Genomic DNA, 12,192 nt, shown 5'->3' with positions numbered 1-12,192 from the left:
ACTACCGGCCACCGAACTCCTCCCGACCCGGGACGTCTGGCAGTAGTGGCACTGCCACGTCCCGGTCGCGGAGATCAAGATGACGTACCGGGTCGGACCACGATCCCGAGTCCGTGTGCACCCGCCGCACGCACCTCCCGCAACCGGACCGGGCGACGCACCGCGAGGTCGTAGCGCTGCTCGTAGGTTCGCAGGTAATCCACGACGTGCCCGACGCTCGGGAACTCCTCACCGTCCTGGCCTGGCATCCCCCCACCCCAGCAGGGGGCTGTACGGCGCCGGGGAGAACCACCGCAACGATTTCCAGCCATGCCGCCATGCGCCACCCGGCTGCGACTGGGCGTCGAGGATGACGTAATCCAGGCCAGCACGGCGCAGGTAGTAGCCCGCCGCCAGGCCCGCCTGCCCACCCCCGACGACCACCACATCACACGATTCGGGCACCCCAACACCTCCTCCGCTACGCAGGTCATCATGCCGAGACGACCCGAACGGATGTGGGGAGTCCCCCACCCGAGAACCTCACCGTGATCAAGGCCTCGTTACACGGCTCTAGCCGGGGTGTTGCTGCAACGATGCAGGGCGTGGGAACTGTGGAAACGATGATGCCTGCCATCTCGCCTCTTGCGGGCGAGCCGATCAAGCGTGCCGATGCCGAGCGGCTTGCGGGAGTGCTGAAGGCATTCGCCGATCCGGCTCGGCTACGACTGCTCAGCCTGATTCAGTCGTCTCCCGAGGGCGAGGCGTCCGTCAGCGACCTCACCGCGCCGCTCGGGCTCTCCCAGCCGACGGTGAGTCATCACCTGCGGATCCTCACCGAGGCCGGCCTGCTCGAGCGCGACAAGCGCGGAGTCTGGGCGTACTACCGGCTGATGCCGTCCGCGATCGCCGGGATCGCGGAGCTGCTGACGCCGCCCCGCAAACGGGCGACGAAGAAGACCCGCTGAACGTCGCCGTCGAAGACGGCGACCACGTCGGGTTGACCGGCCTGAACCCGACGCACCGTCATCGACCCACGGCTGGGCATTCACCGCATGTGCACATCGAGAGCGCAAGCCCTGCGGCTGTCACCGGCTACCGCAGCCTCGACCGAACAACGGCCTCCCACCGCAGGCGCCGCCCGCTGTGTCACGACACGCGGCGGACCTCCTCCGGCTCGAACCGCGAAACGAAGAGCCGGCCGAGGTCCTGCCAGTCCTGGACAGAAGCCCGTTCATCAGCGTGCAACTCAAGACACTCGTCAACGGTCCAGTCCTCGTAGGTGATGTACGGCTCGCACCACCGCCCGCTGCGCCACGCCGCGCGGGTGCCCTGGCGCCCTTCGGACTTGTTCAGGCCGATCCAGAACAGATTCCCCGGATCGCTCCGGGGGCCAGCGAGACTCGGAAACTGTGTCGCCGGTGCCCACCTGCGCCAGGCGTGGTTGAACCCAAGCTCCAGATTCAGTTTGGCGCTGGACACCGCTTCCACGCCCTGCGCGAGCACACCTAGCGCCATCCCCTCGACCACATGCTTCACCTGCTGGTCCTTCGTCGGCATGCGCCGATGCTACGACGCGCCGCCACAGGCACCCTTCCCCGCGACGACCGCCAACGGACTCCGGGCGGCAGGTGACGGCGCTGCACGCCTGTCGCCACGCCGCCCGGAACTGCACCGATGACACGTGTCAGCTCGATTCGCGCGCCCGTCCGGGCCGCCGCCGGCCTGCCGAGGACCGAAGCTTGGCGCCTCCTGTGGCCGAGGACGGCTTCCACCGAGGGCGGCAGGCAGGTGCCGCCGTCGGCCGCGCCTCGGCAGTGCGTTCCTGCGCTGGCTTCGGATGGTGGCTGAGCTGGCGCCGAATCTCCTCGCCAGGTTTGGCAGCGTCAAGAACCAGACGCGCGGTGGCTTCCGCGGCCTCGCGCTGAGACTCGGGCAGGACGCTGGTGTAGATGTCGGCGGTCAGTTGGATGGTGGCGTGCCCGAGCTGGTCCTGCACCGCTTTGAGGTCGGCGCCGGCCTCCCGCGCCAGGGTCGCCGCCCCGTGGCGCAGGTCGTGCAGCCGGATCGGCGGCAGCCCAGCCCGGTCGACCAGCAACCGCAGCCGTTGGGTGAGGTAGCCCGGGTGGATCGGCATCCCGTCGGGTCCGGTGAACACGTAACCGCTGTCATGCCACACCTTCCCGGCCGTGGCCCGCAGGTCGCGCCGCTGGGTTTGCCGCTCGTGGTGCTGACGCAACACCCGCACCGTGTGCTGGTCCAAGGCCACGCTGCGGCGGCTGGTCGCGGACTTCGGTGGCCCCTCGTGCACGTCGTAGCCGGCGGTGGTGCGCTGCCGCACCACCGACACCTGGCCCGCGTGCAGGTCGACCTCGCTCCACCGCAGGCCGGCGGCCTCACCGCGGCGCAGACCCCGCAGGGCGATCAGCCACCACAGGGCGAACAGGCCGTCGTCGCGGACATAGTCCAGGAAAGCGGCGAGCTGTGTGGGTGTCCACACCGCGACGGTGGGCCGCTCACCGGTGGCCCTCCATTCGGCGACGCGGGCCTCGGTCCACACCTGGGCCTGGGGGCGGGGGCGCGCGGGTAGCTCCAGGTGGCGGGCCGGATTGGTAACGAGCAGGCCCTCGCGGACAGCGCCGGTCAGCGCCGCCCGCAGCGTCGTGTGGATGTGCTGCAACGTGCAGGCGCTCTGCAGTTGCCCAGACCGGTTGCGGGTGGTCGCGATCTGGGCGAACGCCGCGGCGAGCTGCCGTGAGCTCAGGTCACCGAGGATCAGCTGGCCGATGTGCGGGATCAGGAACCGCTCGACATCGTGGCTGTAGTGCATTCGCGTCGTCGGCCGGATCCGGGTCCTCGTCGACAGCCAGTACCGCAACCAGCGGGTGACCGTCCAGGACCGGCCGGCCTGCTCCTCCCGGGACAACGCCAGCAACTCGTCACGCGCCGTGCGCGCCGCCGCCTCCGACGCATAGCCACCCCGGCGGATCCGCTCGGTCTGCCCGAGCAGATTTCGGGTTGAGCAGTGGAAGTACCAGCTGCCGTGAGCGCGCTGCGTCAGCTGCGGACAGGACGCACCGCGCCGCCGGCCCGTCTCCGGGTTCACACACCGGCACCGCTTCACGACGACACCCTGACTGTTCATGATCTCCCCCTCTGATCTGGTCAGGGGCTCATCGTCGCGAAACCGCAGGGAGCGATTGAGGGCTTCAACCCGAAATATTCGGCATCCGTCGAGTAAGAATGGAATGAGGTGAAACATGCCCGCGTCCGTTGATGGTCGGGGGATCTCGGAATCGCAGTTTGCGTAAACGCTCAGGCAAGCGTCACGGCTCAGGAAAAGCTGATCATGGACTGGTCGGACGGAAACAATTTTAGAACGATTGTACGACTCCGATAATTGTTGGAAGCGGCTGGCATCATCGGGTGCGAATCAACAGCGCGCCGATGGGATGCTGCATGAGATGCGACTGCGGGCGAGCCACGACGTTTACCGCTGTGCGGTGCGTCGCCAGGTCGCCGTCCTACCTGGCTGGGCCACACCGTAGACCGCGACGGCCTACCTGCCGGCCGACATCGAGAGCGGACCGCGCCCGGTGAGCGACATCGTCGGCGAGCTCGCCCGCGTCGCTGGGGCGTTCGACCAGCCGACCCTCACACTTCTGTACAGAGGCCACGCGAAAGTGGTGATCGCGATGCTGCGCAGCGCGTTCACTCGGGACAACCGCACCATCTCCACCGCCCGACTCCACGCGCAGGTCGACACCTACCTTGATCAATTGCGGATCGCGGGCTTCACCGATCTCCCATCCGGCACGGGCCGTGATCTGTGCATGCGGTGGATGCGGGGGCAGTGGCTTGTCCGCAGCGTCGAAGACGATGGCGCCGAGGTCTACACGCTGACCAGTCACGCCCAGGACGCCCTCAACCTCGTCACGAACCTGACCAGGGAACGCGCCAGCCTCAGTGAGCACCGGATCGCCACGATCGTCAACGCGGTGCGGCGGTTCAACACCGAGGTCAACCCGGACCGCGGCGCCCGGGTGGACATCCTCAACAGCGAGATCGCCCGGCTGACCCGCGAGCGTGACCGCCTCCTCGAAGGCGCCGACCTGCCGCACGTGTCAGCCGACTACATGCTCGAGGGATACGGCGAACTGCTCCAGCTGGTGGCAGCGCTACCGAGCGACTTCGCCCGCGTACAGGAGGCGTTCACCGCCCTGCGCACGCAGATCCTGGCCTCGTTTCGCGCAGAAGACCGCCACGCCGGCGAGGTGATCGACGACTACCTGCGGCACACCGACTCGCTGATGACCGCCACCGCCGAAGGCCGAGCATTCGAGGGCGCCTTCACCCTGCTCCGAGACGACGAGTTGCTCCTGCAACTGCGCGAAGACCTCTCGGCGCTGCTGAGTCATCCCATGGCTGAGGACATCCTCAACGACGTCGACCGCCGCGATCTGCGCGGCACTGTCGGGCTGATCCGGCGCGGCATCGACGCGGTGCTCGCCCAACGCAACCGCGTCACCGCGACGCTGCGCGAGTACATCCAGACCCACAACACCGTCCGAGACCGCGAGCTGGACAACACCCTGCGCCAACTCGACGGCGAACTCGCCCGATGGATGACCTCAGCCGGGCCACGTACGACCGTCGCGCTGCCGCTGCTCCCCGCCCGCTTAGACGTGCACCACCTGCGCGAACGTTTCCACAACCCGGACGACGACGCGGGGCCACCGCCACTGCGGGACGTCACCACGCAACGCCCCGACGAGCTCACCCTGGCGGACCTGCTGGCCCAGGGTGGCCCGTCACTTGACCAACTCCGCGCCGCCGTTCAGGACGCCCTCGCCTCGGACGAGCCCCTGGCGTCCCTGGGGCGGCTGTTCGACGCGCTGGACGCACCGCTACGCCGGCCCGTCGAGATCTTCGGTCTGCTTCACCTGACCACGAACATGGACGACTTCGTTCACGACGAGGAGCACACCGAGGTGTACCGCACGGTGCGCCCGGACAGCACCCGACGCGACTTCGCGGTCCCAGTGATAACACCAGGCCGGCGGAGCCCAGATTCGCCTGTCACGTGTGCAGGAGAACCCCCGGGCCGCGCGCCCAGATCGGAGCCGGCATGAGCGTCGACGAGACATCCTCGACCGGTGCCGCCGCGGACATCGCCCTCGGCTGGGACGACTCGGAGCGGGAGTTGACCAGCAGCGTTTCACTCTTCGAAGGCGATGAAGGCGGACTCGAGCTGCCGCAACGCCGCGTGCTGGTCGCTCTGCTCAAGCAGCGGTTCATCACCGCGCAGAGCCACCCCAAGGAATGGAAGACGCTCACGGCGAACCCACGGCTGTTCCGCTCTCGGCTCAACGACCTGTTCCTCAATCTCCACCTGGACGCCGAGCGCGAGGTTGCCTACAAACGCCCGGCAGTCCCCGAAGGCGGCGGCAAGTTTCCCACCTTGCTCCATGACACCGCGTGGAGCCGCGAGGAGACCATCCTGCTGGTGTACCTGCGCACCCGCAGCCGCTCGGAAGAAGTCGCCGGAACCTCCCGCACCTACGTCGATCGGCAGGACATCCTCGAGCACATCGTCTCGCTCCGCCCGGCACATGCCACCGATCACGCCGCCGATGGCCGACGCGCCGTCAAGGCCATCGAAAGTCTCCTCCGAGCCGGACTGCTGATCGGCGCCAGCACCGCCGAGCGGTTCGAGGTGAGCCCCGCCATCGACGTCGTGCTGCCCCTGGAACGCCTGCAAGACCTGCTGCGATGGCTCAAGGCACCCCACCAAGGCGAAGCCAGCGACCAATCTGCCACCGGCCCCGTCGCCGGCGGCGATCCGGACGCTACCGACGCCGCCATCAGCGACGAGGAGGCACCGTGACGATCGGCGACGAGGTCCAACCCGCTCTGCTGCCCATCGCCGTGCTCTCACCGCCCGCCACCACGTCATCACCAACTCCACTGTTCTACGTCGCCGGAGCCACCGACGGCACACTGCAGTGGAAGGCCGAGGCGTTCCAACTGGTGAACTGGGGAGGATTCGAAGGCCGGGTACGCTTCGACTTCCACACCGGCGCGACGCTGATTTCCGGGGCGTCCGGCACAGGAAAGAGCACCCTGCTCGACGCGTACATCGCCCTGATGATGCCGTCAGACACATCCTTCAACGGCGCGTCCAACGACGCCGTCGCCGGCCGCGCCCGCAGCGCCGAGCAACGCAACCTGCTCTCCTACCTACGAGGCCAGACCGACACCACCGCCGACGACCACGGCCGAGAACGGCCCAAGGTGCTCCGCGGCGACGGCCGACCCACCTGGGGCGCGGTGGCCATGACATTCATCGACGACCACGCCCGCCGCTTCACCGCGCTACGGATCTACCACGTCTCCTCGCGCGCGACTCAGGCCACAGACATCACCATGCGGATGGCCACCTACGAGGGCTACCTCGACCTGGCAGACCTCGCCGAGCACGCCACCTCACTGTTCGCGCCGAAGTCCCTCAAGACGGCTTTCCCCGGCCTGGTGACACACGACAGCTACGCCTCCTTCGCCGCCCGCCTGCACACACGGCTGGGCATCGGCGCGAACGGCGACGGCGCGAAGGCCCTGCGACTGCTGGTGCGGATCCAGTCCGGCCATCAGATCCGCACTGTCGACGAGCTCTACAAGGAGATGGTCCTAGAGCGGCCAGCGACGTACGACGCGGCCGATCAAGCGATCAGCCACTTCGACGACCTCGAAGTCGCCTACGTTGCCATGCAGACCGAGCAGCAGAAAGCCGACATCCTCGGCCCGATCACCCAGAAGCACGCCGACCTCGAGACGGCACGATCGACAACCGCGCAAATCGAGGCATTCGGTCTCACCGCGGCGGGCGACACCCCGATCGTGCTGTGGAGCCTTGACCGTGAGGCTGCGCTACTGCAAACGGCGACTGCCGGCACCCAGCGAGCAAAGGAGGTCAACGCCGCTGAACTCGCCCGCGCATCGTCGTCCGTCACCTCACTCGAGGATGACCTGGCCGTCACGGTCACCGCTCATCGGGAGGCCGGCGGTGGCGAACTGGAGAGTCTCGCCCAGCAGACCATCCAGGAGAACCAGCGTCGCGATGAACGACTGGCACGGCGGGCAGCACTGGCCGAACGCACTACCAAGCTGAGCGTGCCACTGGACGATGGGGACGCCTTCGCCCGCCTCCAAGAGACGGCCGCGGCGTTTCTCGGCGACTACGAGAACGCCGCAGGGGCGCTACGGGACCGCCGCGAACACTTACGGGACCGCGAGTTTCCGCTGCTTGAACGCCGCACGAAGCTGACCGAGGATCGTGCGTCGCTGGCCGGTCGGGCCGGACGCGTCCCGAAGTATCTCGATGACCTACGCCAAGACGTCGCGCGGGCGTCTCGCATCGATGTGGCTGAGCTGCCGTTCCTCGCTGAGCTGATCGACATCGACGCAGACCAGCGGCGGTGGCGGGCTGCGGTGGAAACGGTCCTCGGGGCGAGCGCCCGGCTGCTGCTGGTGCCTCAAGACAGGTTGGAGGAGTTCTCCGCGGCGATCGACCCGCTCCACCTGCGCGGCCGATTGACATTCGAAGGGGTGGCGCACGGCCAGGACGGCCACGCTGAGCGCAACCCAGACCGACTCGCCGGGAAATTGATCTTCAAAGACTCCCCGTTCTCCGGGTGGGTGCGCCAACACGTGTCTGAGCCCGCCCGAAACGCCCTCTGCGTGGAAAGCTCGGACGAGCTGAAAGGACCCGGCTATCGGGTGACGCTGGCCGGCCAGACCCGCTTCGGGACGCGCGGTACGCACGGCCGGCGCGAACAGGCGAACATCATCGGATTCAGCAACGAGGAGGCCCTCGCCGACATCGACCAGGAACTGGCCAACATCGAAAAGGAGCTAGGCCAGATCGACCAGAGGCGAGGCGTGATCGACGCCGAGCGCAGCGACTTGGACGCCCGCCGCAGCGCCTACGACGCGGTCCGGGCAGCCATCTGGGACGACATCGACGTGGCCAGCGTCGTAGCGCGCATCACCAGTCTCGACCGGGCACGTCAAACAATTCTCGACGCCGACGACCAACTGCAGGCGTTGCAACGGCGCATCGACCACCTCGGCCAGCAGTTGGAGGCAGCCCGCGAAGTCCGCTACCAGCTCAGACAAGAGGAATCCGGCCTCGACAAGAGGACGTCCTGGTTGCATGAGCAGCACAGCGCGGTAGACGGAAAGCTTCAGCGAATCATTCACGACCAGCGGGTGGTCTTGACCGACGCCCAGGCCGCCGCACTCGATCGGCACTTTATCGAGGCAGTCGCCCCGGCAGACCCCGATGACCTCGATCAGTTCCCGACCCACCTGGGTCGGCTCCTGCAGAACCTATCCACCGAGGCGGGAAAGGCCGACAGCCAGGCGCGTAACGCTGAGGTCGAACTCGAACGGATCTTCACCGCCTACCAGGTGAAGTTCGATGACCCAAATCTTGGCCGCGGCGTCGCGTCGTACTCTGACTACGCCGCGATCCTGGACACCATCCTCACCACCGGTCTGCACGAGCGCCGGGAAGAGTGGCGTCAGCGTCTCATGAAGTGGAGTGGCGAGGACCTGGTCCCGCTCGCCGGGGCCATGGAGTCCTCGGTCGACGAGATCGAGGAACGCCTTGATCCGATCAACGGCATCCTCCGCAGTCTGCCGTTCGGCGCCAACCGCGACCGGCTGCGCATCAAGCTTCGGCGCCTGACCCCCACCGCTGTAGTCCAGTTCCGTCGCGAGCTACGGACACTGTCCTCCGGTGCCACCCGAGACCTACCCGAACACCAGACGGAGCAACGCTTCCGCGAACTGCAACAGTTCATGGGCCGCCTTCGCCGCCGGGACGACCCTCGCGCGATCGCCGAGCTCAGCGACCGCGACCGACTGCTCGACGTGCGGCGCCACGTCGAGATCACCGCCGAACGGTACGACACCACCGGGCAACTGCTCAGCACTCACTCCTCGCTCGGGGGCAAGAGCGGAGGCGAGAGCCAGGAACTGGTGGCGTTCATCGTCGGCGCGGCACTGCGATTCCGTCTCGGCGACGAACTGCGGACCCGCCCCCGGTTCGCGCCGGTCTTCCTCGACGAAGGTTTCGTCAAGTCCGATGCCGAGTTCGCCGGCCGCGCCGTGCAGGCGTGGCGAGGCCTGGGCTTCCAGCTGATCGTGGGCGCGCCGCTGGACAAGGTGACAGCGCTCGAGCCACACATGGACGAACTACTGGCTATCACCAAGAACACGACAACCCACTACTCCTTCGTGACCCGAATCAGCGACGTCAGACAGCACGCGGCCAGCAGCTCACCGGCCGTCCCGATCGCGCGCAGCCCGATTAACGGTGCCAGCGCCACGGCAGACAACCGCCTACGAGACGGTGAGTCAACCGCCCGATGAAATCCCCTGAGCAGGTCCTGACCGACATCGAGCGACGGCTCGCCAACACCTGGGCGCGCTGCCTGGCAGACCCTCATGCGGTGGCGTCGCTGTCGGCAGCGCACGACACAGCATTGCCCCCGAGACCAGTACCTTCCCAACAGTCCGGCCAGCCACCAAAGGCCTGGCCGCATGCCTTCCCGCTAGGACAACCCCTCTCAACCAGCCTCGAAAAGGACTTCGCCTTCCCGGTGGCCTGGGCCGCCACATGGCGAGCATGGAGCGCCACGCACGGCACGTCACTGCGCACACGCTCCCGGCGAGTCCACAACACCGACCAGGAACTCCCCACCCACCTCGTCGTCACCGACGTCGATCACGCCGCACGGCTCTGTGGCGGGCATTGGCCGCAGCGTCTGGGACGAGGCCGCCAACGCAGCGCCCTCCTCGCGAGCGGCTTCCCCCACCTTGTCCAAGCGCAACTGCTCGCCGCGACAGTCGCCGCAGTTGATGAGCTCAGCGAGGTGGACTTCGATCTGCTGCGCCGCGCCGGAGCGTGGTTCACCGAACACGACGCGGCCGGCCTCACTCCCCGGCAGGTGCCGATCGAGGGGTTGCATGCCAAATGGCTCAACCATCGGTTGGGTCTGGTACGCCGCCTCTCAGGCAAAGACGACCTGGGGCTGCTGCCACCACACCCGCCCCGAGTCCACTTCACCTATCTCGACCCCGTCCACCTTGCCGCAGGCGGACGCCGACACGACTCGATCACCATCGGCGACCGGGCACAACCGGAGTACCAACCACGGGTGGTGGTGATCTCCGAGAACAAGGACACCGCCATCCACTTCCCCGCCCTCGACGGCGGCATCAGCGTCGAGGGCGTCGGCCGCGGTGGCGCCGCGATCGCCGCGCTGCCCTGGCTGACGACCGCACCGCACGTCCTCTACTGGGGCGACATGGACGCCGACGGCCTGGAGATCCTCGACCAGTTCCGCGCCGTCGGCATCCCCGCCACGTCGCTGTTCATGAGTCTCCCCGCCTACGAAGAATGGGAGCGCTACGGCACCAACGTCGACGCCCGTGACCGTCCCCTGCAGGCCCGGACGCCCAGGCCAGTCCCATTCCTCACCACCGCCGAGGAAGCCCTCTACCGGTGTCTCACCGCCGAGAACTGGACCCGTTACCGCCGCGTTGAGCAGGAGCGAATCCCACTCAAGGTGGCTGTGGCGGCCGTACGACGGATCGTCAAGGACACGCAACTCCCGTGACGCAGGATGGCGGATCAGATCCTCCCGCTGAACGTTCCCGGCAGGAGGACCCAGGTCGCCCTAGTTGGAGCGCGCCGTTGCCCGAGCGGTACGGGCCCAGGCAGCCGCAGCCGACCCGGAGGCCAAGAGGCGAAGAGGCCAAGAGACTCCGGTCCCGAGACGCGGTGTTGCCCAGCTAGCGGCTGTTGACCCGTCGACGCTGTCGAACTGTTGGCGCCTGTCCGCTGCGCCAAGCGAGCATCGCGGCCAGTTCGCGGAGGATCTTCGGTCGATCAGCTGAAGTGGTACCCCGCAGGGAAACCAGAGCGATCGTCAGAAAGGCTGCGACTGGTGCGACTGCTACGAAAACTACGAGTAGCGCGGGAACGAGAGCACGCACGACTATCCCCAATTCGGGTTAGTCCGTGGTGCTCATCCCACGGGGGCGGCGATGCACGCTCGAGCCTATGAACGCGATCATAGCAAGAGCTGGCTCTGCCGCCTGGCGAGCTCGGGTGGTAATGGCGCGACGTGGACCGGCGTCGCGTCGACTGTCGTGTGCCCCAGGGAGGCCATGACGAGGGCCCGGATGTCCAGGTAGTACTGGCGTCGGCAGCCGCACGATACCTCGCTGACGGCAAAGCCGGGACCGCTGATCATCGACATGGGGAACGACCGCGTCCCTCCAAACGACCATCGTCCGGCCCCATCTAGGTCGATCTTCATCACTGAAGGGCTGACAGCCTGTCTCGTGGCGGAGGCCAGAGCTTCGATGGCACCGCCGTAGCAGGCCCGTACTTCTTCGTCGGTCGAACAGTCTTCTAACGCGTCGAGATTGGCGGCTGCGGCCTCGTGACGTATCGCCTGTGGTGGCTGCCGATGTCCCGCCGACCACATCCAGATGCCATCGGGTAGTTGGTAGGTGGCGCCCAACAAGCGGCCGTCCTTGTCACAGCGGCTCTCCGCCAACCGAGTTAGGCGTCGGCCATGTTGGGCGATCGACATGAGGACCTCGGCTTCGCGGTCATCGCTCATCGAGGACCACCTGCACACCCCTGTCGGTGAACCCGTACGCCAAGCCCGTGTCGGCAGTCCCGCTCACACGGGTAGCTGGCAGGGCCATCACATGACTCCCGCGTCGAACAGCGCCAGCGCCGGCCCTGACCCCGGCGTAGACCAGGGCGAGCATCTGAACCTGGTACCCCCGACGACACTGACACGAGGCGTACGCGAACAAGGGAAGGCCGTCCGCGAACATCTGCAGCGGGTGCCGGCTACCCCGCCAGCACCCCACGCGCACACCGTCCTCGTCGCTGCCGCTCAGGATCTTCACCGCTGTCGCCGGAGATTCGTAGCGAGGAGCACCACTGAGAAGCTCATCCGCCAGCTGATTGGCCTGGCAATAGATCTCTGGAGTGAATTCTTCGCTGGCGAACTTGTCTAATACGGCAGCCGCCGTTCGGGATCATGGCTGGAGTTCGAGGTTGAGGCGTCGGGTGTAGTGGGCTTGGCGGGCTCGGGCTTGATGCTGGCGCCGCCAGTCTGACCA

At 67.3% G+C, this 12,192-nt stretch carries 9 protein-coding genes; 5 read left to right on the top strand and 4 right to left on the bottom strand.

Annotated elements, in window-relative coordinates; translation table 11 throughout:
• Positions 1–228: 228 nt before the first annotated feature.
• Positions 229–423, bottom strand: a complete 195-nt coding sequence (locus FB455_RS34580; protein ID WP_486481594.1) for an FAD-dependent oxidoreductase — start codon at positions 421–423, stop codon at positions 229–231.
• A gap of 152 nt (positions 424–575) precedes the next feature.
• Between FB455_RS34580 and FB455_RS26530 the strand changes: the two genes are divergently transcribed.
• On the top strand, positions 576–947 hold the full coding sequence (locus tag FB455_RS26530) for a metalloregulator ArsR/SmtB family transcription factor (RefSeq protein WP_145755176.1): 372 nt from the start codon (positions 576–578) through the stop codon (positions 945–947).
• 181 nt (positions 948–1,128) lie between these two features.
• Here FB455_RS26530 and FB455_RS26525 read toward each other — a convergent pair whose 3' ends face one another.
• Together FB455_RS26525 and FB455_RS26520 are read right to left on the bottom strand one after the other, a co-directional pair.
• On the bottom strand, positions 1,129–1,539 hold the full coding sequence (locus FB455_RS26525; protein ID WP_145755175.1) for a hypothetical protein: 411 nt from the start codon (positions 1,537–1,539) through the stop codon (positions 1,129–1,131).
• 127 nt (positions 1,540–1,666) lie between these two features.
• Positions 1,667–3,241, bottom strand: coding sequence for a tyrosine-type recombinase/integrase (locus tag FB455_RS26520; RefSeq protein WP_486481578.1), 1,575 nt, complete (start codon positions 3,239–3,241; stop codon positions 1,667–1,669).
• A gap of 334 nt (positions 3,242–3,575) precedes the next feature.
• Here FB455_RS26520 and FB455_RS26515 point away from each other — a divergent pair, with 334 nt between their 5' ends.
• Genes FB455_RS26515 through FB455_RS26500 form a run of 4 tightly spaced genes read left to right on the top strand, consistent with a single transcriptional unit; the run spans position 3,576 to position 10,664 of the window.
• Positions 3,576–5,111, top strand: coding sequence for a DUF3375 domain-containing protein (locus FB455_RS26515; RefSeq protein WP_145755174.1), 1,536 nt, complete (start codon positions 3,576–3,578; stop codon positions 5,109–5,111).
• Positions 5,108–5,866 (top strand): DUF4194 domain-containing protein, encoded by a 759-nt coding sequence (locus FB455_RS26510; protein WP_145755173.1) that lies wholly within the window; start codon positions 5,108–5,110, stop codon positions 5,864–5,866. Before FB455_RS26515 ends, FB455_RS26510 begins: the two co-directional genes overlap by 4 nt.
• On the top strand, positions 5,863–9,414 hold the full coding sequence (locus tag FB455_RS26505; protein WP_486481577.1) for an ATP-binding protein: 3,552 nt from the start codon (positions 5,863–5,865) through the stop codon (positions 9,412–9,414). The genes FB455_RS26510 and FB455_RS26505 overlap by 4 nt, the downstream gene beginning before the upstream one ends.
• Positions 9,411–10,664, top strand: a complete 1,254-nt coding sequence (locus FB455_RS26500; protein ID WP_145755171.1) for a Wadjet anti-phage system protein JetD domain-containing protein — start codon at positions 9,411–9,413, stop codon at positions 10,662–10,664. The genes FB455_RS26505 and FB455_RS26500 overlap by 4 nt, the downstream gene beginning before the upstream one ends.
• A gap of 456 nt (positions 10,665–11,120) precedes the next feature.
• On the opposite strand, the gene FB455_RS26495 is transcribed toward FB455_RS26500, so the two are convergent.
• Positions 11,121–11,678 carry a hypothetical protein gene (locus FB455_RS26495; RefSeq protein WP_145755170.1) on the bottom strand — a complete coding sequence of 186 codons (558 nt, stop codon included), beginning with the start codon at positions 11,676–11,678 and terminating at the stop codon, positions 11,121–11,123.
• Between the last annotated feature and the right edge of the window lie 514 nt (positions 11,679–12,192).

The sequence above is a fragment of the Micromonospora sp. CNZ296 genome, from assembly GCF_007827635.1.
The sequence above is the reverse complement of the archived record's forward strand: the minus strand, read 5'-3'. Positions and strand labels throughout refer to the sequence as shown.